At 46.5% G+C, this 22,579-nt stretch carries 19 protein-coding genes; 15 read left to right on the forward strand and 4 right to left on the reverse strand.

Annotated features, from left to right (window positions below):
• Nucleotides 1-20 precede the first annotated feature (20 nt).
• The 9 genes from MKZ09_RS11465 to MKZ09_RS11505 all read left to right on the forward strand — a co-directional run bounded on the left by MKZ09_RS11465 (nucleotide 21) and on the right by MKZ09_RS11505 (nucleotide 11,328).
• Nucleotides 21-782, forward strand: coding sequence for an SDR family NAD(P)-dependent oxidoreductase (locus tag MKZ09_RS11465; protein ID WP_076204755.1), 762 nt, complete (start codon nucleotides 21-23; stop codon nucleotides 780-782).
• A complete protein-coding gene (locus tag MKZ09_RS11470) occupies nucleotides 779-2,857 on the forward strand; it encodes a heparinase II/III domain-containing protein (RefSeq protein ID WP_076204753.1) in 2,079 nt (692 codons plus the stop codon). Before MKZ09_RS11465 ends, MKZ09_RS11470 begins: the two co-directional genes overlap by 4 nt.
• A 2-nt stretch (nucleotides 2,858-2,859) precedes the next feature.
• On the forward strand, nucleotides 2,860-5,154 hold the full coding sequence (locus tag MKZ09_RS11475) for a DUF4962 domain-containing protein (RefSeq protein ID WP_076133604.1): 2,295 nt from the start codon (nucleotides 2,860-2,862) through the stop codon (nucleotides 5,152-5,154).
• A 57-nt stretch (nucleotides 5,155-5,211) separates the two neighbouring features.
• A complete protein-coding gene (locus MKZ09_RS11480) occupies nucleotides 5,212-6,768 on the forward strand; it encodes an extracellular solute-binding protein (protein ID WP_076133603.1) in 1,557 nt (518 codons plus the stop codon).
• A 168-nt stretch (nucleotides 6,769-6,936) separates the two neighbouring features.
• Nucleotides 6,937-7,329, forward strand: coding sequence for a hypothetical protein (locus MKZ09_RS11485; protein WP_143766631.1), 393 nt, complete (start codon nucleotides 6,937-6,939; stop codon nucleotides 7,327-7,329).
• Between the two features lie 143 nt (nucleotides 7,330-7,472).
• Nucleotides 7,473-8,645, forward strand: a complete 1,173-nt coding sequence (locus MKZ09_RS11490; protein ID WP_076204749.1) for a serine hydrolase domain-containing protein — start codon at nucleotides 7,473-7,475, stop codon at nucleotides 8,643-8,645.
• 49 nt (nucleotides 8,646-8,694) lie between these two features.
• Nucleotides 8,695-9,516, forward strand: a complete 822-nt coding sequence (locus tag MKZ09_RS11495; protein WP_076133601.1) for an ABC transporter permease — start codon at nucleotides 8,695-8,697, stop codon at nucleotides 9,514-9,516.
• Nucleotides 9,513-10,295, forward strand: a complete 783-nt coding sequence (locus MKZ09_RS11500; RefSeq protein ID WP_076204746.1) for an ABC transporter permease — start codon at nucleotides 9,513-9,515, stop codon at nucleotides 10,293-10,295. The genes MKZ09_RS11495 and MKZ09_RS11500 overlap by 4 nt, the downstream gene beginning before the upstream one ends.
• A 34-nt stretch (nucleotides 10,296-10,329) precedes the next feature.
• On the forward strand, nucleotides 10,330-11,328 hold the full coding sequence (locus MKZ09_RS11505; RefSeq protein ID WP_256719205.1) for an ABC transporter ATP-binding protein: 999 nt from the start codon (nucleotides 10,330-10,332) through the stop codon (nucleotides 11,326-11,328).
• Here the strand turns inward: MKZ09_RS11505 and MKZ09_RS11510 are convergent.
• Nucleotides 11,319-11,888 (reverse strand): TetR/AcrR family transcriptional regulator, encoded by a 570-nt coding sequence (locus MKZ09_RS11510; RefSeq protein ID WP_076133599.1) that lies wholly within the window; start codon nucleotides 11,886-11,888, stop codon nucleotides 11,319-11,321. The two genes, MKZ09_RS11505 and MKZ09_RS11510, sit on opposite strands and share 10 nt — an antisense overlap.
• 163 nt (nucleotides 11,889-12,051) lie before the next feature.
• Between MKZ09_RS11510 and MKZ09_RS11515 the strand changes: the two genes are divergently transcribed.
• Nucleotides 12,052-12,990 carry a ketopantoate reductase family protein gene (locus tag MKZ09_RS11515; RefSeq protein WP_076204743.1) on the forward strand — a complete coding sequence of 313 codons (939 nt, stop codon included), beginning with the start codon at nucleotides 12,052-12,054 and terminating at the stop codon, nucleotides 12,988-12,990.
• Nucleotides 12,991-13,017: 27 nt separating this feature from the next.
• The gene (locus MKZ09_RS11520; RefSeq protein ID WP_076133597.1) at nucleotides 13,018-13,659 is read left to right on the forward strand and encodes a histidine phosphatase family protein; all 642 of its coding nucleotides are present in this window, start codon (nucleotides 13,018-13,020) and stop codon (nucleotides 13,657-13,659) included.
• Nucleotides 13,660-13,872: 213 nt separating this feature from the next.
• On the opposite strand, the gene MKZ09_RS11525 is transcribed toward MKZ09_RS11520, so the two are convergent.
• Both MKZ09_RS11525 and MKZ09_RS11530 read right to left on the reverse strand, forming a co-directional pair.
• Nucleotides 13,873-13,968, reverse strand: coding sequence for a sporulation protein YjcZ (locus MKZ09_RS11525; protein WP_197069771.1), 96 nt, complete (start codon nucleotides 13,966-13,968; stop codon nucleotides 13,873-13,875).
• A gap of 112 nt (nucleotides 13,969-14,080) precedes the next feature.
• Entirely contained in the window at nucleotides 14,081-15,481 is a 1,401-nt protein-coding gene (locus MKZ09_RS11530) for an RsmB/NOP family class I SAM-dependent RNA methyltransferase (protein WP_076204740.1), read from the reverse strand.
• 157 nt (nucleotides 15,482-15,638) lie between these two features.
• On the opposite strand from MKZ09_RS11530, the gene MKZ09_RS11535 reads away from it, so the two are divergent.
• The 4 genes from MKZ09_RS11535 to MKZ09_RS11550 are packed head-to-tail and all read left to right on the forward strand — an operon-like array spanning nucleotide 15,639 to nucleotide 21,362.
• The gene (locus tag MKZ09_RS11535) at nucleotides 15,639-16,775 is read left to right on the forward strand and encodes a glycosyltransferase family 4 protein (protein ID WP_036689393.1); all 1,137 of its coding nucleotides are present in this window, start codon (nucleotides 15,639-15,641) and stop codon (nucleotides 16,773-16,775) included.
• A 6-nt stretch (nucleotides 16,776-16,781) separates the two neighbouring features.
• The gene (locus MKZ09_RS11540) at nucleotides 16,782-18,134 is read left to right on the forward strand and encodes a metallophosphoesterase family protein (protein ID WP_076133595.1); all 1,353 of its coding nucleotides are present in this window, start codon (nucleotides 16,782-16,784) and stop codon (nucleotides 18,132-18,134) included.
• The gene (locus MKZ09_RS11545; RefSeq protein WP_341040829.1) at nucleotides 18,124-19,929 is read left to right on the forward strand and encodes an AAA family ATPase; all 1,806 of its coding nucleotides are present in this window, start codon (nucleotides 18,124-18,126) and stop codon (nucleotides 19,927-19,929) included. Before MKZ09_RS11540 ends, MKZ09_RS11545 begins: the two co-directional genes overlap by 11 nt.
• Nucleotides 19,926-21,362, forward strand: coding sequence for an ATP-binding protein (locus MKZ09_RS11550; RefSeq protein ID WP_341040830.1), 1,437 nt, complete (start codon nucleotides 19,926-19,928; stop codon nucleotides 21,360-21,362). The genes MKZ09_RS11545 and MKZ09_RS11550 overlap by 4 nt, the downstream gene beginning before the upstream one ends.
• Here the strand turns inward: MKZ09_RS11550 and MKZ09_RS11555 are convergent.
• Nucleotides 21,349-22,470 carry a YkvI family membrane protein gene (locus tag MKZ09_RS11555; protein ID WP_076204734.1) on the reverse strand — a complete coding sequence of 374 codons (1,122 nt, stop codon included), beginning with the start codon at nucleotides 22,468-22,470 and terminating at the stop codon, nucleotides 21,349-21,351. The genes MKZ09_RS11550 and MKZ09_RS11555 overlap by 14 nt on opposite strands.
• Nucleotides 22,471-22,579: the final 109 nt, after the last annotated feature.

Raw genomic sequence — 22,579 nt, forward strand, 5'->3', positions numbered from 1 at the left:
TTACTAGGAGGAAATGGGAAATGAAAATTGATTTGACTGGTAAAATAGCGCTTGTTACAGGGTCCAATGCAGGGATAGGCCGACAAATCTTGGAGACTTTGGCTGCTTCCGGCGCCAAAGTGGCGGTAAACTATTTGTTCGGTTCTGCGGAGGAGACGGTGGACGCGATCCGTCAGGCCGGAGGAGAAGCTTTTGCTTTTCAGGCAGATGCAACAAGTCCTGCCCAATTGGACAATATGGTGAAGGAAATTGAGGAGCATTTCGGCGGAACCATCGATATTCTCGTCAACAATGCAGGCGGTATGGTCAATCGGGTTCCCAATACTGAAATGAACGAAGAGCATTATAACAAGGTGATGGACGTCAATTTTAAATCTTGCGTGTTTGCCTGCAAAGCCGTATCAGCAGGAATGATTGCCAAGAAAAGCGGTAAAATCATCAATGTATCTTCTCTTGCGGCCCATGACGGCGGCGGACCGGGGGCTTCCATTTATGCAGCGGGCAAAGCTGCGGTATGGTCTTATACCAAGGGACTTGCCAAAGAGCTGAGTCCTCACGGGATTAATGTAAACGCTATCTCTCCCGGATTTATCGGTCAGACCGCTTTCCATGCTACCTTTACTGCGGATGCGGCAAGACAGGCAACCATTGCGAAGATTCCGCTGGGCCGGGAAGGTGCTCCACAGGATGTAAGCAATGTGGCACTCTTCCTCGCTTCAGAGCTGTCGGATTATCTGACAGGCGAAATTATTGAAATTAACGGAGGCTTGTTCATGCGATGATGAACCTTAAGGAGAAAGCAGATACTTTTTCCTGGGTTGGTCTTGCGGTGGATAAATTGAAAATGGAGCTGGATGCCTTCCGGAGAGAAGAGATTCTGCTCCCGACAGAACCTGGTGGCTGGTGGCACCAATATGTATGTCCCCAGCATCATACTGAGCTAATCTTCGATGTTATGGAGCAAAATGCGGTTGTCTTTTCTTGTCCGAAGGGCTGCAAGCTGGAAGGTGAGCCCTACCGGGGAGCATGGCTGGTATACCGGCATCAGGCAATGGCGCGATACGCCCTGCAAGCTGCCGTGATATTCGCCACAGACGGAGAAGAATTCTATAGCAGCCTAGCCCGGAAGATTCTTGTCGGTTATGCGGAGCAGTTCCCCTTGTATCCGGTTCATCCCGATGCTCAACCCTGGATGCTTAGTGGCCGTGCCTTTCATCAGGCGCTGACAGAGGCTATCTGGTCCACCACGCTTATCCGGGCCTATCTGCTGCTTGTGGATCATGGAGTAACGTTCACTGGGGAGGAAGAGGTAAAGCTGCAAGTGTTCTTCTCGATGCTGGAGGAGAGTATGGAGCAATACCGCCACATCCTCATTTACGAGAAGAAGAATGCAGAGAACAATTATACCGCATGGCTGAACGCTAGCTTGGCTTGTGTATATGCCGCCAAAGGTACCAGAGAAAAGCTTGCTTCTTTGCTGGAGGGAGAAGGCGGATTCTATCATCATCTGTCCATTGGCGTGAAGCCAGATGGTTTTGAATTTGAAGGCAGCACGTACTACCATATTTTTGTATTGCGGGCTTATCTCATAGCAGCCGAGATGTACGGGCGCTTCGGAGTTGACCTCTATGCTGCCAAAGGAGATCAGGGACAATCCATCCGTGGCATGTTTCAATTGTTGGTAGAGCTTAGCGGCGATAACGGGGAGCTTCCAGCCGTGCATGATGGTCCTTATGCGCGAGTTCCTTTCGCCCGAGAAATTGCTGAAGTATTTGAAATAGGTATTGCGGTTTACAAAGACCCGAGTCTCCAGCCAATACTGGCGAATGCGTATAGGTATCTATATGGACAGGAATTAAGGACTGGTCTGGAGGCAGTGTTGTATGGAGCAGGTGAGAGTAAGGAACTTCAGACCAGTTACAGGGTGAGAGACTCTGTCCTACTGCCGGATTCCGGATTCGCCGTGCTCCGCCACCCGGGCAATCCGTTGTCCGTTCTGGCGGATTTCGGAGAGCATGGCGGATCACATGGGCATTTCGACAAGCTTCATATTACGATTATGCACCGATGGGGCGAGGTTGCTCCCGAGCTGGGTATGGTTCCTTATGGATCTGTTTTGCGCAAGGAATGGTATTCCGAAACCGCGAGCCATAACACGGTCACCATCGGAGGTCGCTCCCAATCTCCACATACCGGAAGCAGCTGTCAATTCCGCCAGGAAGGCAACGCTACGTACTTATGGATTCGCTCAGACGGCGCCTATGAAGGAGCTGTTCTAGACCGGCATCTTGTATTAGCCGACGGTTGGCTGCTGGATTGGTTTCATGTTGAGCAGGTGACGGAGCGGAGTCAGGAAGTAGACTTATGGTTTCATCCGACGGGACATTTGCTGTTACCGTTCGACCCTCACCGTGTCCAGAAGGATTCTCCGACAGTCCTTGGACTGGAAGCGGGTTATGGCTCAGTAGAAGTACTGTCCGCAATGAAAAATGAGACGGAATGTACGTTAAATACGGAGTGGAATATCCGTTATGATGGAGTGAGCACCAGCCGGGAGTATGAAGTATCCACGAGTACCCTACTGGCGCCCGGCTCCACTATGTATGAAATCCGCACACCGGGTATTGCCGAAGACCCGAGTAGATTGCTACGAGGTATTATGCTTCGGCACAAAGGCCCGTCGGTTGATTTTATTACGGTTTATCGGGACGGTCACGAACCTGCTGTACTGAAGCTAGTGAGTCAGGTGGGCAAACCGCCCCGAATCCAAATAGCAACAACTGGGCAAGTAGTGGTCTATTGCCTTGACCCTAAAGCGGGACTGATTCAGGAAAAGTCCCGGAATACGGAGGAGTAGAGATGTTAGAACCTTTATTTCAACCTACCAGCGGCGTACTCGACCTGTCATATGGGCCAGATGAACATACAGATGTTGGAGAGAATCCTCCGCGGTTTACTTGGATGCCTGCATGTCTGGAAGAGAGTATGTATGAGCTGCAGATCTCCTCAAATACTGAATTTGAGTCTGAAGGTACGTTGACCTACAGTAGAATTCCCTATAATTTGTTTACCCCGGATAAGCCATTGGCGCCCGGCCCGTATTATTGGCGATACAGTCTTATCGGGGAGAATGATATCCGTTCCGAGTGGAGTAAAGTAAGAGCTTTTGTGGTGGAGGATGAATTGCCGCTAACGCCACTGCCTTCCCGTACAGAACGATATTCAATTGCTTCCGCCAACCATCCACGGCTTTGGCTTCAAGCGGAACAGCTACCGTCTTACCGGGAAGTTGTCCGCCAAGACCCGACTTCAACTGGCTGGGAAGACTTCCTGAAGCATTCCGTTCTACCCTGGACAAAGCGCGAGCTTATTCCCGAGCCTGCACCGTATCCAGATAATAAGCGTGTTGCCACACTATGGCGGCAGATGTATATGGACTGTCAGGAAGTCTTCTATGCTATCCGGCATCTTGCTATAGCTGGAGTTGTGTTGGAGGACGAGGCGCTTATCGCCAAAGCTAAAGAGTGGTTGCTTCATGCTGCAAGCTGGAACACAGATGGTACCACCAGCCGGGATTACAACGATGAATGCTCCTTTCGCATAGCCGGAGCGTTGGCATGGGGCTATGATTGGCTTTACGGCTCTCTGGCGGAAGAAGAACGCCTTAAGGTAAGGCAGGCGCTACTGCGAAGAACCGGGCAGATCGCATTCCATGTCATCGAACGTTCCCGCATCCATCAAGTTCCTTATGACAGCCATGCGATCCGCTCTTTATCCTCTGTACTCGTACCCTGTTGTATTTCCATGTTGGGTGAGGAGGAGAAGGCGCAGGAATGGCTTGATTATACACTGGAGTACTTCTCCGCCATGTATACTCCATGGGGTGGCAAAGATGGCGGGTGGGCCGAAGGTCCGATGTATTGGACCACTCAGATGGCATTCGTTACAGAGGCGCTCAATCTAATTCGCAAATACATGGCAATCAATTTCTATGACCGTCCTTTCTTTCGCAAAACCGGTGACTTTCCGCTCTATTGCTTCAGTCCGGATACCGTGAGGGCCAGCTTCGGCGATCAATCGTCACTGGGAGATCCGGTCAATCTCAAGACGGGCTTCAATATCCGCCAATTCGCCGGTTTAACCGGGAATGGCCAGTACCAATGGTATTTTGAGCAAACTAAGGAACTGAACCCTGACACCCAGATGATCTTCTATAACTACGGCTGGTGGGATTTCCGGTTCGATGAGATGGTTTATCGCACAGATTATCCGCAGATTTCTTCAGAGCCACCGGTGGCTGCAGAACCTCTGAAGTGGTTTAAGGATGTGGGATGGGTGGCCATGCATCATCGGATGGAGGATCCGCAGGAACATATCATGCTGTTGACTAAGAGCAGCCGTTACGGCTCTGTGAGCCATAGCCATGGGGATCAAAACGCCTTCCTGCTGCATGCCTTCGGCGAGCCTTTGGCTATCGAAAGCGGTTATTACGTTGCATTCAACAGTACGATGCATATGCAGTGGCGCAGGCAGACCCGCTCCAAGAACGCAATTCTCATTGACGGCAAAGGCCAATATGCTGGCACGGACAAGTCGAAGAACATGGCAGCCTACGGCAAGGTGTTGAAAGCATATAGTACGCCCGGCATTGACTACACGCAAATGGATGCCACCGAAGCCTACCGCGAGAATGTACCCTATATCAAGCGGTATGTGCGGGAAATATTTTTCTTTGATAGCGCTTACTTTGTTATCACAGACAGTGTCGAGCTGCAACGTCCGGGAAAATTGGATTGGCTGTTTCATACGCTGTATTCCATGAAGTTGAAGGATCAATCTTTTAAAGTAAATGGTAAAAAAGCTCAGATGGAGGGCAGATTTGTCTATAGTTCCTCGGGAGAAATGACTCTTAGCCAAAGCAATCAATTTACAGATGTAGATCCGAAAGAATGGGAAGGGCTGCCCGAGCATTGGCATTTGACTGCCTCTACCCAAGAGGCTGTAAGCCATCGGATCGTCACTCTTCTGATTCCCCAAAAAGCAGGAAGCCGGGATTACGTATCGTACTTTATGGACGATCAGGACCATGGGGTTCATGTCTACTTTACGAATCAGGGAATTACCCACCGGGTTGAGATCCCAAAAGCTTATTAGTCTTAAGATATCTTCATTTTACGTATACACCCCATTGTACAAGGAGAGGGTTATATTATGAAAAAATGGATTGGCATCTGTCTGGTTACTGTAATGGGTGCTACCGTTATTGCAGGTTGCTCGAACAAGGACAAAGAAGAGACTGCCGGAGGGGCGTCAAATACGCCGCAGAAAACTGAATTCTCGATCTCGATGCGGACGCTGGCTTTTAACTACGTTGAGAAATCACCCGACTTGAACAAGGACAAATGGGTGAAAAAGCTGGAGGAGATGACAAACACAGACTTGGATATAGTGTTGGTTCCTCATAAAGAGTTCGAGCAGAAAATGGTGCAGATGTTCGCCACTAATGATATTCCGGATGTCGTTCAAGGCTCGGGCGGTGTAAATGGCAAGGAAATGGCTGGTTCCGTTGAAGCTGGTGTGTTCATGCCACTAGATGATCTGCTGCAGCAAAACGGCCAGAACCTTTTGAAAGTAATCCCGAAGGAAGCTTGGGAGAACGTCACCTATCAAGGGAAAATTTATGCTATACCGGAGTTTCTGTCCAATCCCTCCCGCCGGGCGACTTGGATTCGTAAGGACCTGCTGGATCAGACCGGCTTGCAGGTTCCAAAAACGGTCGATGAGTACTTGACTGTGTTGCGTGCCTTCAAAAAGCTGGGGATAGAGAACCCGTACATGGGCCGTCAAGACTTCAAATATGCGGATGCTTTCTTTGGCGCTTATGATGTTTTTCCGTATCTGACTATGTTCGAGGAAGTAAACGGCCAGGTTCAGCCGAAGTTTATGGATAGCGAAAATATGATGAAGGCGTTACAAACCTACAACACCATGTATACAGAGGGTTTGATCAACAAGGAATTTGCCACCATTAACCCGACCAACTACAAAAATGCGATTCTCTCAGGAAAAGCGGGCATGTGGACGATGAATGCCAACGAGCTTCTGCAGTGGGAGCAGCAATTGAAGGCTACGACGCCGTCCGCCAAGCTGGAAATCATTCCTTCGCCAGTGGGACCCGATGGAAAAGGAGGCTCCTACTTGTACGGCTCCGCTACGCGCACCTACTTTATTAAGGAAGGTACGAAGAATGCTGCGGATATCGTGAAATTTTTTGACTGGATGCTGAGCGAAGAGGCAGAAACCTTCTTTACCTTTGGGATTAAGGACGAAACCTACAAGGAAGAGAACGGCAAAATTGTATACACCTCTCCTGCGGATTCCGCCGCTATAGATGAGGAGCGCTACCGCCAGTCATTCCTCTGGATGGTGCAGGATACTACTTATAATAAGGGTGTCCTAAACATGACAGAAGAAGGCAGAAGCTTGATCAATGTATATGATACTATCCTGGCTAACGAAGGCCGTGACGGAATTCAGTTCGACCCGCGGCTAGATGCCTTGGTGAAGAATCCAGACATTGCACCTAACTCGGACACGGCTCCTCCGGTACTGCTGACGCACATGGTAAAGATGGTATATGGCAAGGAACCTATCAGCGACTGGCCGAAGGTTGTGGAGGAGTGGCTTTCTAAGGGCGGTAACGATGTCATCAAGGAAGCTACGGAAAAATATAACAACAAAGCAGGCGTCACCATGCCACGCAGATAAACTTATCCTCCAGGGGAGTTGGAATTCAATTTAAGGGCTGCCGAGAGGTAGCCTTTTTAGTTAGGGCCAGTTTTCTTTAATGTAATATCCAAAGTATGGATTATATGGTAAGTTAAATAGAGACATTCTAATGAACTATATAAAAAGAAACGGAGTGATTTCATGAAGATGCGGAATTCAAAATTTTTATATTATCTTGTCTGGATCATAGTGGGGGCGCTCTTATTACATTATGGAAACTCGCTGATTAGTCATTACACTGAAGAGGCACAAAAGAACTATCAATTAGAAAATACTGTATGGATCACGGCTATTGTCCCGTTTGTCTATGGGATCTATCTGGCGTTATTAGAAGGATTACCTAAAGCTTTTATTGTTAATTGGCCGCTGTTGTTTATTGCGTTTCTTCCAAGTTTTCTTCTGCTTATGTATCCAATTTTAGTAATGTATTTTAACATTTCGAACATAGAGATCTACAAATTTGCAAGCATACATGATGGGGTAGTATTTGGTCTGGTTAGTGGAATGGCACTAGTTAAATCTCTAACGACAAACCGTTAACGAGATTACAGCATTGCTGTTACAGAATTATTGGAGCAGTATAAAATAGTTATATGTATAATCACCCTTTCAATTATTTGGGTTTTATTGCAAGATATTTATGCATCATGTATTTTATTGAATAATAAGGGGGACTGCGAATAATGTTATCATCCACAGAGCTTAGCAAGCTGAACGAAGTGAATTACAGGGAGGACCGATTAGAGGCACTTAATCATTTTTATGAGGATCTCTGTAATAAGAAAGTAGCCGATGGCTATATTTATTCTCTTAGTCGTTATGGGAAAATATTTGCTAATGGAGCGGGGGGACGCTTCAGTTACGAAGAAGATAGCGACCAAGAATTGAAAACGGATACAATTTTTCGAATCGCTTCTATTACCAAGCTGTTTACGGCAACAGCGATCTGGCAGCTTGCAGATGATGGAAAAATTTTTATGGGACAACCAGTTAGTACTATTCTTCCAGAGTTTGATGCCGACCCTTTTAAGCCGATTACAATTGCTCATTTACTGACTCATACCTCCGGCATCGCACCTGATCCTGGCACTATAAGTGATACTTACTATAAAAGTGCATGGTGGTATATTTATGAATCAGAGCTTGGAAAAGAAAACTGGATTAAAGCTGGACTTTCCTATGGCATTCGTTTTCCGGTAGGGACTCAATGGATGTATTCTTCGTTCGGATACGTGGTTCTTGGTGCAATTATTGAGAAAATAACAGGTGTTTTTGCAGAAGATTACATAATGGACCACATTGTAAAACCGTTAGGCATGACAGATACTTTCTTTGATATACCGCCTGAGAAAGCTGGTAGGATCGCTATTCGTTCGGAAGAAGCCAAGGAATATCTTCAGAAGCTGCAAAACGGGGAAATTACGGATGAAGAACAAAGGTCTGAGGAAGAAATCAAGACTCCCGGAACTGGTGGGGGAATGTATTCAACCGTTAATGATCTACAAAAGTTCGGAATCATGCTGCTTAACCATGGGGAATACGAAGGGGGTCATGTCTTAAGTCGGATGGCTGTTCAGAGAATGACCAAGCGGTTCAATTCTGAAAAAATTCCAAACTACGCATGGGGAGATGGAGGAGCGGATAGACCATACGGTCTTGGGCCAGACCTTCGATATAATGAAAGTACATCTTATTCTGAAGGCACTTTTTTTCACGAAGGATGGGGGTCTTGTTCTTTGGTCGTTGATCCGGTAGAAAAGCTGATTGCCGTTTGGTATATCCCTTTTCATAAAAATATATGGGACGGTAGAGGGATTTTCGGTACAAACAATGTGATCTGGTCCGGACTCGAATAAGAATAAGATTATATGTTGTGAGATATCAAAGATAGGCAGGATGTGACTTATGTTTGAGATGATAAAGCACCGCTTTCGCATTATGAGGGCGGTTGCTTTTGTTACTTATAAGGAATGGAGTGCGTACAGGACGCATTCGATGGTTTCTATTTTTGTTGGCCCAGTGTACTTTTTAGTGCAGTATTATATATGGAGCGCTGTTTATAGCGGGGAATCTTCTATTAACGGGATGTCGCTCTCTCAGATGCTCTCTTATTTTTGCGCCACGATGTTGATCAACTATTTGACTATGGATTTTGCCGATTGGAATTTACAAATGCTTATTCGTACCGGGAAATTCATAACGTTTTCGTTAAGACCGCTGAATCATATGTTCTTTGCTTTGTCTCAAAAGGCAGGGCATAGGGTACTTGGGCTTTTATTTGAATTTTTACCCTGCTTTATGATCTTTTTCTTTATTTTTCATATTGATGTCTTACCCGCAAATTTACTATACGCGATTCTTTCGATAGCTATGGCGTTTATGATGAATTTTTTCATTCATTATAGTATTGGAATGGTCGCTTTTTGGATGGTGCAATCCTCTAGTATTCGTAATTTTTTTAATCTTTGCGAAGGGATATTTTCAGGATCGCTGATTCCATTGGTATTTTTCCCAAAATCCTTACAAATGGCGTCCTTTTTCTTACCCTTTCAATATACGGCCTTTCTTCCCGCAATGGTCTATACAGGTAGCTATACTTTAGCGGATATAACCTTACCTATTCCTCAAGTATTATTGCTGCAGCTGATAGCCGTCATTATTGCCGGAGTTGTCTGCCGGGTGCTGTATGCGGTGTCGCTTAAGCATTTTACGGGGGTGGGCGCATGAAACGTATGTATCAAATATATAAAACCTGCATGAAGGCGAATATTGCTGCTGCTATCACTTATCGTGTTAATTTTATTCTTAATAGTCTTATCATGCTCATAGGGAATGTGCTGTTTCCTCTAGTAACGGTATTCATTTATAATTCGAATGCTTCATTTGCAGGTTGGACCTTTAAAGAGGCGCTGTTAATTCAATCCGTTTTTATTCTGTCTACGGCTTGTGCCGGGATTTTTTTTAACGGAATTATGTGGAATACGATGTCTCATGTTGTAGAAGGGACTTTGGAAGTGGTATTAATTAAACCGGCCTCGAGCCTCTTTCTGCTGTTGGCCAGATCTTTTGAATTCGAAAGTATCGGGCTTTTAGGTGGAGGTGTAGTTATGTTCGTATACGCACTTAGCGGAATCGATGGGATGACCATCGGCTCTTGGTTATTATTCCTGTTGTTGTTTGGTGCAGGGCTGCTTGTTATGTTCGGCGTGGCGCTTATTGTGGCAGCAATTTCCTTCAAATGGGTGGCGAATTCCCGCTTGCCGGAGATGTTTGAGAGCATTAAGTCTTTTGGACGTTATCCAGGGACGATTTTTCCTAAAGCAGTCGTAGCCGTGAGTTCTTTTCTGTTTCCGGTTTCCATGATTGCTTACTTTCCAGCTTCTACACTGATTGGCCGATGGGAACCCTATTTTTTTATAGCGATTATTCCTTGTGTGTTATTTGCTGCCTTCGGAATTTGGCTCTATACATACATGCTTCGCAGTTACAAAAGCGCTGGAGGATAAAAGATTAGTTTAGCTCTAAGAAGGAGAATTTCACTTGGACATTATTACCGTCAAGAACTTAACCAAGCAATATGAAACCTATCACCGTGGACAAGATGCAAAAAGCGTATTTAAAAGTCTGTTTTACCGTGAAAAATCGATCATTACCTCTGTAGAAGATCTTTCGTTCAGTGTTGGAAAAGGAGAAATCATTGGGATTCTGGGTCCAAACGGTGCAGGGAAATCTACGACTATTAAAATGCTGACAGGCGTTCTTTATCCTACCTCGGGCGAAATAAATGTTCTAGGGTACAACCCTCATAAGCAGAAAAATCAATACGTAAAACAAATCGGGGTATTGTTCGGACAGAAATCGCAGTTAATATGGGACATTCCCCCATTGGATAGCTTTTATATGAACAAGGAAATTTATGATATTCCTACGAACGACTTTCGTACAAGACTAGACCGATTTGTAAACATGTTTGAGATTAGCGATATTATTACTAAGCCTACGCGCACCCTTTCCCTGGGAGAACGAATGAAATGCGAGTTTATTATGGCGATGCTTCATTCACCACCTGTGGTTTTTTTGGATGAGCCGACGATCGGGCTGGATGTGATAGCTAAACAAAGAATCAGAGAATTCATTAAGCAAATGAATCAGGAAGGCACCACATTTATTCTGACAACACATGACTTGGAAGATGTAGAGCGTTTGGTTCAAAGAGTACTTATAATTCATCAAGGGAAAAAAGTATATGACGACAAGTTCTCTGAACTTCGACTGCATCTGGGCACCAAAAAAGTAGTCAGGCTTTCAGCCGCCACAACTATTGGAGATATTGATCTACCTGGAACTTTGATATCGGAAAGAATATCGGATTACGAAGTGGAGCTGCTGATCGATACCGAGCAATGTAAAATGGGTGAGTTTCTGCATATTCTTAGCGAAAAGGTAGAGATCCTTGATATATCTATTAAGGAGATTCCCATTGAAAAAATCATCAGTTCCATTTATGAGATGGATACGGGAGAGCATATTCAAGCTTGAGAACCGATCATCTGCAGATTTAGATCGAGCATGGACCATAACTTTTCAGTGATCTCTTTTGCAGAGCAAGGATTACTATGGGTAAACCACCATTCAATCACTCCGACAGTCGCCGAACTCAAAAATTGCACAGATATATCTTTACTCAACTCATCCAGGTTAAAATTGTTTTCTAAAAATTGTACCTTAATCTGCTCATTTATCATTTCTTGTAATTGGTTTCTAAAGGAGAGCAAAGCTTTGTTCCTTAATAAAGTCTTATAAAAGAGAGCATTCTCCTCCAATTGTTCCAGCGTGCGGAGCAATGACGCCTTCGAGGGATTAGGTTCGGTTTCATCCTCCACTGCGGAGCAGCTTTCGATTAGTTGCTGGAGCTGAGCCTCCAGACATTTATCCATCAGATCGTATTTATCCGCATAATGGGAATAAATCGTTCCGCGGTTTACATCAGCGCGCTCTGCGATTTCGTTGATCGTTATTTTTTCAAAATCTTTTTCAGCCATCAGTTGAATTAATGCATTCATGATGGCTGTTTGGTTTTTTTTAATTCTTCTGTCCATGGTAAGACTCCCTTTTTTTTAAACAATGTATTGTATTCTGTTGAAAAATCAACAAAACCGGTCAAACTAACGATTGAACCCTACCAGAGATGTGATAATCTGATTTTATCGAACAGTTGATCAAAATTCAACAAATGTCTAAAAAGGGATAGAGGAGTTAAATATGAGAGTTTTAGTTTTTGGAGCGGGAGTATTGGGCAGCTATCTTGCACATATTCTAGTCCGTGGGGGAAATGATGTCACCATGCTTGCCAGAGGAAAGCGAGCTGAGCAATTGACGAAAGACGGACTTGTGCTTCGCCATTATTTTCAAATTAAAAACACTGTGGATGAAGTAAAGATCATCTCCACGCTTCCATCTGATGAGCTCTATGATCTTATTTTTGTTGTTATGAAATATAATGATTTTCCTGCCGTGTTACCTATTCTAGCTAATAATCATAGTCAGAATATAATTCTTGTGGGGAACAATGGCGATGCACATGGAATGCAAAAAGATTTACAGGAAATGAGCAATGTGAGGAAAAATATACTCTTCGGATTTCAGCTGAGTGCAGGAATTCGTGAAACGAGCGGCCGTGTTATCAAAATACATGCAGGAGGGAAAATGGTACTTGGCAGTCTTGACGGTGAGGTCCCAATAAAACACTTACTGGAAAAAGCGTTTGAGAACGCTAAGTATAAGCTAAGTTATCATGACGATATGGATGCTTGGCTCAAAAGTCATATCGTGCCAATAGTGGCTTTGAACTCCCTTAGTTATCTTCATGACGGGAATTTGAAAAAGGTATCCAAAGATAAGAAGCTATTAAAACAAGCTATTTCAGTAATGGACGAGGGGTTTCAAATCATGGAGAAATTAAGCTATACTGTTACTCCAGCAGGTCAAGTTAACTTTGTTCGAAAGCACAAGCAGGCTGTATATTATGGTCTGACAATAATTCATAAATTGCCGTTTATGAAATTAGTGGACGGTTCTTTTAGCGAAATAGCAGCTTTGTTTGATTCATTTGATATTTTGAAGCAACAAGCAAACATTGCAACGCCCAATTGGGATCAACTAAAAAAACAAACGTTTTCGAAGTTTAAGGCAAATGTATAACAATCTTGTTCAGGAGGTATACAATCGATGGCTATATATTTTATAAGGCATGGAATAGATGATGAAGGCTTTCGTGGGGGGTGGAGTCAACGTGGACTTGTAGTAGAGGGATATAGACAAGCCGAACGTCTTGGATATTATCTTAAGGGAAATCAATCTAGCTTTAACATAACCCGTATTCTTTGTAGTGATTTGCAACGTGCGTTAGATACAGCAAATGAGATCGCCAGAGAGCTTAATTTGCCTGTTGAAAGCAGCCAGTATTGGAGAGAAACGAACAATGGTGTAATCGCTGGAATGCCCCATGAAATCGCAAATGAACGATACCCGGGTCTTTATTTCTCGGCTTTAAGAATGGATGAGAGATTTCCAGGAGGAGAAAGTCCTCAGGAATTTTTTACACGAATAAGTTCAAGCTTCTCAAAACTATGTAATGAACTGGAGAGTACTGATCCAAATGAAAATGTAATTGTGGTGACTCATGGTGGCGTAATTAATGTTATATACCATATTTTAAAAGGGCTACCGTGGACGAATAAGAGTGCCCATTTCCCGACTTCATATACTAGTATTCATAAAATAGAGTATCAAGCAGATAAGTGGGCAGTTACAGCAGAAAATCTTACGGAACATATATCAAGTGATCAGGCTGCGGGCATGGCCAATTGATTGGGAGGTACAAATATGGGGTTATTGAATGCACTGATTGAGCAAGCCAAAAATCCTAGAGAGTTCGTGTCTGAAATCGGGCTTTCAGATGGTAAATATTCACGAGAATAACAAATGGAGATGTTATGTCGGAAAGAAATAAAGCGGCCGCACCGCCCCAAAAAAGGACGACACAGCCGCTTCGTTTCACCAGCTAATTAAGCCGGGAAGGTATTAAACAAACAACGAACGGGAAATGATGACCAGCAAGATGAAAAGTACCAAAATCGCTCCGGTCGAAGTGAAGGCTCCTCCATGAAATTCACCCATGATTTATTCCTCCTCAACTTATGTCTTCTTCTCAATTGCTGTGACTGATGTCGCAGCTTTCTGAGATAATGACATCATATGCCGAAGAGGGCCTGTTGTACTGGTCTATGGCCTATTGCTCGTCAATATGGGCTTTTAGGATACGTAATCCTTTAGGGAGATGATTTTTAAGCTGGCCTAAACTCGCCTTGCCCCAACTAATCGGCAAACCATCTAAAGTTACAAGCGTCCATCCATGTAATTCGCTGGGGACAGGCAGGCTTTCACCACGGAGCCAAGCATGTATTTCCGGACCCTCACTGCTGAGATCAAAGCTTCGTGATGCTTGTAAGGGCTGAAGTGCCATAGCTAATGCATGAGCAGGTTCAATCCGGTTTTTCTTCAAATGGGCAATATGTAGTCCAGCTCGTGGAATACGCAGTCCGTCCAGCAGCCCGGTGTGGAGGTTGCCATTAAAGGATTCTGGCAGCAAATAAAGGGATTCTCCGAAGAGCAGTGGCACACCTTGGCATGAAAGACCAGGCAGCTCTACCGCAGCCCAGTCTTGAAAAAGCTGGTAGGCATCGCATACAGAAGAATTAGTTTTTGGGTTGTTTTTGCTTCGGCGTTTTTTGGCGTTGCGGTTGGCATCAACATTCACGGATGCAGTGTCAATTTGCTTACGCAGGAGTGCTACAAAGTGACCTTCGCCCTTTTCTAAATGCGGCCAAAGGCGTTTGCAGGTGAGTAGTTCCATATCGGGGTAACTAGCCGTCAATCGAGCAATGGTTTCTTCATTCTCTTGACGGTTAAAGGTGCAGGTAGAGTAGGCTAAAGTACCCCCTGGTTTAAGCATAAGGTAGGCGTCTTGCAGGATATCCCATTGTCTCGCTGCGCACATAACTACATGAGCGGGAGACCATTCTTGAATGGCTTTTGGATCTTTTCGGAACATGCCTTCTCCAGAACATGGAGCATCCAGCATAATTCGGTCAAAAGCTTGCGGGAAACGCGCAGATAGCTGTTCTGGAGTTGCACAGGTTACGAGGGTATTCTTAATGCCCAGGCGTTCAACGTTCTCTGCTAGAATTTTTGCGCGTTCCGGATGGATTTCATTAGAGATTAAGAGGCCTTGTCCCTGCATTAAACCAGCGATATGCGTAGTTTTACCTCCAGGGGCTGCTGCAAGATCGAGGACGGTTTCACCGGGTTCAGGTGCCAGCAGTTCAGCTGCGGACATTGCGGAAGGCTCCTGAATATAATATAGTCCAGCGGCATGGTAAGGATGTCTGCCTGGTCGAGCGGGCTCATCATAATAAAACCCGCCCTGGCACCATGGGATAGGTTTCAAATTAAATTGTGAGACTGTACGGTCCACCGCAACTTGGCCTATGGCTGAGGTGCTTTTTAGCGGATTAAAGCGCAGTCCTTGCGTTCGTGGTGCTGAATAACTTTCTAGAAAAGCATCTGCCTCTTGCCCCAGCATTTCTTTAATAGATGCGGTGTAAGAGGCAGGCAGCTGTTCTTCCTTCATAGCTCATTCTCCTTTTTCTTAGTTGCTGTTTCATGTTTATACCGATAAAATCAAGGTATGGGGAACGTAATCGTACCTGAAATTCTACATATATTCAACTATATCATAATTGCCAAGTCTTACAGTACACAGGGCAATTGTAAAGGGGATGTACCATATGAATTTGCTGCAAGCGCTCTTCTTCCCGCCGGAGCAACCCGGTGGGGTATCATCTATGATCCCTTATCTTCAGGAAAGATTCCGTTCAAGCCGTTGGGAGATGGATTTGTTTTGGCTGCCTAAGCGGATTCGCAATAAGGGGCATGAGGAAGTAATATTCGAGACGTTTGATTGGACGCAGTATGGAGAAAGTCCGATCGTTCAGAAATATATTCAGACCTATCGTGATTATTTATGGTGGACTAAACTGCGGATGAGTAAGCCCTATGATCTAATTCATTCTCATCATCCGATTGCTGGCTTAGCGATGAAAAAAGTGTTCCCTGATACTCCGTTAATTCATACCCTGCATTCCAGTTACGAGCGAGAATTGATTTTAAATGGAGCGATTTCAGAGGATGGCTTGGAGCATCGTTTTCTAGTCTCACTTTATCGTGAACTTGAGCATGTTAGTGATCGATTAATGACGGTGTCGCGATCTTTTGCAGATTATGTGGCCCCTTATATTATTGATCCTTCTAATATAGGTGTTATTCCGAATGGTTTTGATGAAAAAAGATTTAAGCCTGTTCCGCATGATAATGCTATTCCGCAGCTAGTGACCGTGACACGTCTGGTTCCGGCTAAAGGAATAGATATATTACTCAAAGCTTGCGCGGAGCTTAAAAATCGCGGCCATGAGTATGTACTGCATATTATTGGCGATGGTCCTTCACGTGCGGATCTGGAAAAGATGGCCCAACATTTAGGGATCTATAATGAAACAATTTTTTACGGATATACGCTGCACCCTGAAGAATTCATGCCTTTCTTTGATATTTTCGTATTGCCCTCTCGGGCGGAGGCGTTCGGTTCAGTGTTTGCGGAAGCGGCACTTAGCTGCCTGGCTTTAGTGGGGACAAATGTGGGCGGAATACCGGAGCAGATTGAAGATGGTGTGAATGGCCTATTGGTCAGTCCGGACGATGAGATTGCTCTTGCTGATGCATTAGAGAAGGTGATATCTGATCCGGCTTATCGTTATGAGCTTTCACGTTCCGCATGGGATAAAGCCAAAAGCCTATATTCGTTGACACGAGTTGCTAATGAACTTAAAAAAACCTATTTACAGTATCCCTCAGGAACGAAAGGGTGAGCAGCTATGATACCATTTCGCTTTCTGCATACTGCTGATTTACATCTGGATAGCCGTTTTGCCGGGCTGGCGCATATTTCGCCAGCCATTCGTGCTTATTTACGTGAGTCTACCTTTGCCGCCCTCGGGCGGCTTGTCCGCGTTGCGATCCAAGAGAACGTTGATTTTATTGTCATTAGTGGAGATGTATACGATGTTTCAGATGCTTCATTACAGGGACAGCTGCGATTTCAGGAAGCGCTCAAAGAACTCGGTGAGCATGGGATTAACGTGTTCCTGATTCATGGCAACCACGATCCGCTTGACGGACTGCGTCTGACAACGGAAATGCCAAAGCATGTTACCGTATTTGGCGGAGAGAAGCCGGAACACGCTACAGCTTACCGCCGTATAGATGGCCAAGAAGTTGCCATCGTTAGTGGAATCTCTTATCCAACGGCGAAAGTGACGAACAACACTGCTGTAACCTTTTCTCGTAAACCTGGCAGCCGCCTGTTTCATATTGCGATGCTGCATGGCAATGTAGATGGTGATTTGCTGCATGAGACCTATTCTCCTTGCAGTCGTAGGGACCTTATCGAACGGGGGTTTGAGTATTGGGCGCTTGGACATATTCATAAACGTAGTGTGCTGCATGAGAAGCCTGTGATTGTGTATCCAGGCAATATACAAGGGCGCAGCATTAAGGAAACCGGAGCTAAAGGTTGTTATATTGTGGATGTAGATGAGGCTGGAAGATCCACTCTGCAATTTCATGAACTGGATTTCGTCCGCTGGCAGGTTAGAGACTTATCTATAGAAGGGTTAAGCAATGAAGCAGAATGGATACAGAAAGTGGAGCGGGTTATTGAAGACATCCGCGCGGAGCTCCCGGAGCTCATGTCGGTGGTCAGATTTCGTCTGAGTGGGCGAGGGGACGTACATAAAGTATTGGCTGAAAAAGGGGCAGCAGAGGATCTGCTGTCTGAACTCCAGCGCCGTGAGGCGATTAGGGCTGAGCGTAAAGATTACAAAGGGCTTGTCTGGACCGAAGGGTTCGCCATCGAGTCCGGCTTAGCTATTGATCGCCAACGCTTATTGGAAGAAGATAGTTTTCTTGGAGAAATGCTGCGCATTGCAGAGCATACGGAACATTCCCCGGAAGCGCTCGAAGAACTATTAAATAGTGCGCTCAAACCGTTATTGGAGAATCAGGAGCTGCGAAAGCTGTTGTCTATGACTAGTCAAGAAGAGAAGTTGAGCTGGCTACGTGGTGCAGCAGAGCAGGGAATCACGATGCTTGGTGAGATGGATGATACTGTTGAAGCGGCGGAAAGTCTTTCGTATCAACAATCCGGAGGGCAAAACGATGAGAATTGAACATTTGCATATCAATGGCTTCGGGCGTCTTCACAATCGAGAGATTCATTTAACGCAGGGAGTGACCGTACTTTATGGGCGTAATGAAGCTGGAAAAAGTACGACACTGCAATTCATACGCTCTATGCTGTTTGGAATTCCAAGCCGTGGAAATCCCTTGGAAAGGTATGAACCTATGCAAGGCGGATTGCATGGGGGAACCTTGAAGATACGTGACAGTAATGAAGGTTTGTGGACCATTCGCCGTTTTGCTTCAGGTGCTGAGGGATCAGGAAGAAATGAAAAGCTGAACATTACAGTAAATCATCCAAATGAAACGACTCAAGAGCTGGGACAAGCTGAAATGGAACGACATTTACTTGGGGGGATCTCTAGGAGTATGTTCCAGCAATTGTTCGCAGTTTCACTGGACGAGCTGCAGGAGCTTGCTGCCCTTCAATCTGAGGAGATGAGCAGCTTTCTTTTTCATGCAGGTATGGGCGGTGGCGGTGCAATCATGCGTGCGGAACGCCGTTTGGTGCAGGAAGCTGAGAAGCTGTACAAACCTCGTGGCAAGCTGCAAGAAGCAGCAAAAGTTGTGCAAGCCATAGAAAAGCTTGAGCGACAAATGGTTGAGAGCCGTTCTTATCTTCCGCGATATAACGATAATATAGTTGCATTTAGGGCAACGGAGTCGGAGCTAGATGAATTGGAACAACAGCGCAAGCTCACTGGAGAGCAGCTAGTGATGTTTCGAAAAGCACAGGAAGTCCGTGAGCTGTGGCTAAAGTGGAGCGAGGCTCAGCTAGAGCTGCAAGGATTGCCATTGATTTCAGCCTTTCCTGAAGAAGGAGCAACTCGCTTTCAGGCGTTTGAAGGAGAAATTCGTAATGCACAGGGAGCAGTAGTACGTTATGAACGTCTTCTAAGCGAGCTTATTATTGAACTGGCAAAGAACCCTCCAGATGAAGTATTAGCAGCGCAGGGGCCTGCTTTGGAGCGGCTGGACCGGCATCGGAGCAGTTACGAGAACCGTAGAACGGAAAGACAGCGGCTTGAGGGAGAATTAACAGCGCTGAATGAGCATTTGCGGCGAATTCTGCGCGGCATTGATGTGAGCTGGGGCCCTGCAGAGCTGACTTCATTCTCCGGTACAGCAGCGGATCGTGAAGCTGCACGGAAGTTTGCGGCGGTGTTCGCTAGTTATGACCGCCGCATGGAGGCGGAGGGTGCAACGCGGCAGTCGTTGCGATCCCGTTTGGCCGCTGCCACAGCGTCGCTCCAAGCAGCAGAACGGGCGCTGGCGCGTGAGCATGCTACCGGCGCGGAATCTTTTGCGCAGCTGGCTCCCCGCAGCGCCCGTGAAGTGCTGCAGCTGTGGGACGAGCTGCAGCAGGCGGCCGAACGCTGGCGCGAAGCGCAGCTCAGCGAAGGGCCAGCGCGCGGCGCCGGAAGTGACGGCCTTGGCGCGAAGCGCATGGCCGCGCTCTACCGGCGCCTGCTGTGGGCTGGGGCAGCACTAACCGTGCTGCTCCCCGCAGCGCTGTGGCTGACCGGTGCTCCGCCAGCCAGCGCCGTGCTTGCGATCGGCCTGCTGTGTGCGGCCGATCTGGCCCTTTGGGCCGGCTTGCGCGGAGCGCGCCGGCCGGAAGCGTCCCCGCCAGAGCATGGCGGGGACGTCAGCGCAGCCGCAGCCGAGATGCTGCGGCTGCGGGGCAGCTGCTCTCCGGGGCGGAGCCGGAGAGCGTTGTGCCGGGGCGGCGGACGGCCGCCCCGGGGTCCAGCCCTGACGCAGGCGGGCTGGAGGCCTCTATGAGGGAGCTTCGCAGACTCATGGAGGCTTGGTCAGCTTGGCGGCAGCGCATCGAACGCTATGCCGCCGAGCGTGATGCCTGCCGCACGGAGCTGGAGACGCTGGCAGGCCAAGAGAAGCTGCTCGCTGAAGAAATGTACCGGGCGGAGGCGGCATTCACGGAAACTGCAGAGCAATATGAAGAATGGCTTCGCCAACGCAGGCTGCCAGAAGGATTATCTCCTGAAGGGCTGCCGGATATTTTTGCTATGGTTGAACAAGGGAATGAGCTGCTGCGCCAAGAGAATAAACTTTCCTTACGATTGAAGGAGCTGGAAGCAGAATGTAACGTGTTTGAGGAGGAGCTGCTTGCTCTTATTTATGAGTCCGGTGCTGATCTTAGCGACGAGTCTGGTGTAGCAGCAGCTGGCTTTGAAATAGATCCGCAAGAGGGGAAACGAGTATCTGCATTAACCCTACTAAGCTGGCTGGAACTGCGAAAAAGAGCATGGGATGATCTGAAAAAGGACTTGATTCGCCGGGAAACTATGCAGTCAAGATTGCAGGATGTGGATGAAGAACTTAAGGAGAGCCACAGGATATTAGGTGAGCTGAGAGAACAGCGTGAGCTTCTGATACAGGAAGGCGGGGCGAGTGGTGGAGAGGATTTCTTACGCAGGTCAGCAGCTGTGCAGCGGCGCAGTGATCTGAATAAATCGATTCGCCAGTGGGAGCTTGCTATGTTCGGTGGTTGGGAGGAGATGCGGGTTGCTGCTCTGCTGGAACTATTAAATCATCATGATGCAGAAGCATTGCAGCTGGAGCGGTCATTGGCTGAAGAGTTGATGGAACAGCAGGAAGAGGGTTGGAACACCCTGCTGGAGCAACGAGGCAAGCTGCTTCAGGAAAGGGAGTATCTGAAGGAGCGCTGCGTGGAGGATTCCGTTATTCAGCAACTGGAAGAGCAGAGAGCAGCCTTGCGGATCGTGGCTGATAAATATGCAGTGGCAGCGATAACTGCCGAACTAATCGGGCGAACTCGCCGTGTGTATGAGCAGGAGAAGCAGCCACAGGTATTACTGCTTGCCTCAGACTATTTCTCCAAGCTGACGGAAGGGGAATATAAAAGGGTTGTTATGACACTAGGGCATAAAGAGCTGAAAGCTGAACACAAGGACGGGGGACTACTGGACAGTGGACTGCTCAGCCGAGGGACGGCAGAACAGCTGTATCTTGCCATCCGGCTGGCACTGGCAGAGACCATGTCACGGCAAGTATCGCTGCCGCTGTTATTCGATGATCTCTTCGTTAACTTTGACGAGTCTCGTCTTCATGCTGCGCTTGGACTTCTTGGAGAACTGTCGATCTCCCGCCAGATTGTGATGATGACCTGTCACAAGCATGTGGCGGAAGCGGCAGCACGTATGATTCCTACAGCAGCGGTTATTTCCGTGTAGTTCGGGTGATTGGTTTTACAGATACGAGACTGTTCCCCTTCTCCTTTGAGTTCGATAAGGTATTATCTCCTGGTGGAGAGGACCATGGCGTTCGCAGCAGCTTGACAGCCCAGACCAGTGATAAACCTCCAAAGATTGGGTAGAACACGGAGAGCAGTGAACTAAAGCCAAACTGGCTCAGTAAATAGCAGACCAGCATCAGAAGTGGCGTGATTAGTGCAGTTGATAGGGGAAGCCGTTGCTTAAGCTGTACAGCTACTCCATAAATATCGGCGACAAAAGTGCTGAAGATCTCCAAAAAGATCAGCAGCAGATATATAGTTTGCACTACAGTACCCAACCGGACGGCGATGCTGCCCATCGGAATTTCAAACTTGAGAATCCCTGGCATCTGTGAGCTCATTGCGAAATGTGCGGCGATCAACATAAAACCAATCCCGGTACCCCCAATAATACCGCCCCATACAAGGGACTTTTCTTCCTCTGTGTGACGAGCCATAGGGACTAAAACAGCTTGTGCCATCCCTAAATTAAAGGCGGTGTAGAGCAGCGGTGACATCCATGCACCAAAGAGAGAGCGATCGTTATCAAGGAACAGGAACCGTCCAGCTCCCGGAATTTGAAAAGTATTAAAAATAATGATGAGTGACAGAGTAAGCATTAAAGGAACTACAATACTGTTCATTTGCAGAATACCGGAAATCCCTCGTTTTAGCAGAAAGTATGAACCAAGCAATGTGATAAGTAGTCCAGTCTGATATTGAAGTCCGAGATGCTCCTGAAAAATAGCGCCGGCTCCTGCAAGCATAATACTGTTTACACCGATCAGGACGACCATCGTGAACAAACTGATGGTGCTTCCAACCTGTTCCCCAAAGAGGTGACGGTTAAAGTCTTCATAGGATTCCGCTTCTATTCGCCGAGCAATGACCATCATTTTTGTACCCAGCCATATGAACAATATAGTTGAGAGCAGGATGGTCAGGACTGCCCAGTGCCCGTAACGTGTGAAAAATTTTAATATTTCCTGTCCGGTGGCGAATCCGGCTCCTACAATGGTGCCAATATAAGTGAAAGCGATCTGTAATGTTCGGACATGTGATTTCATGGCTCCCCTCCTAATAGTTTTACGAAGCTAAAGAAAATTCATAACGAGTGCTGTGCAGGATAACCTTGTGTACTCTGTATAGTACAGGTTATGATGAGGATCAGTAGGA

This window comes from Paenibacillus sp. FSL R5-0908, assembly GCF_038006245.1.
Lineage (GTDB): Bacteria > Bacillota > Bacilli > Paenibacillales > Paenibacillaceae > Paenibacillus_AQ > Paenibacillus_AQ odorifer.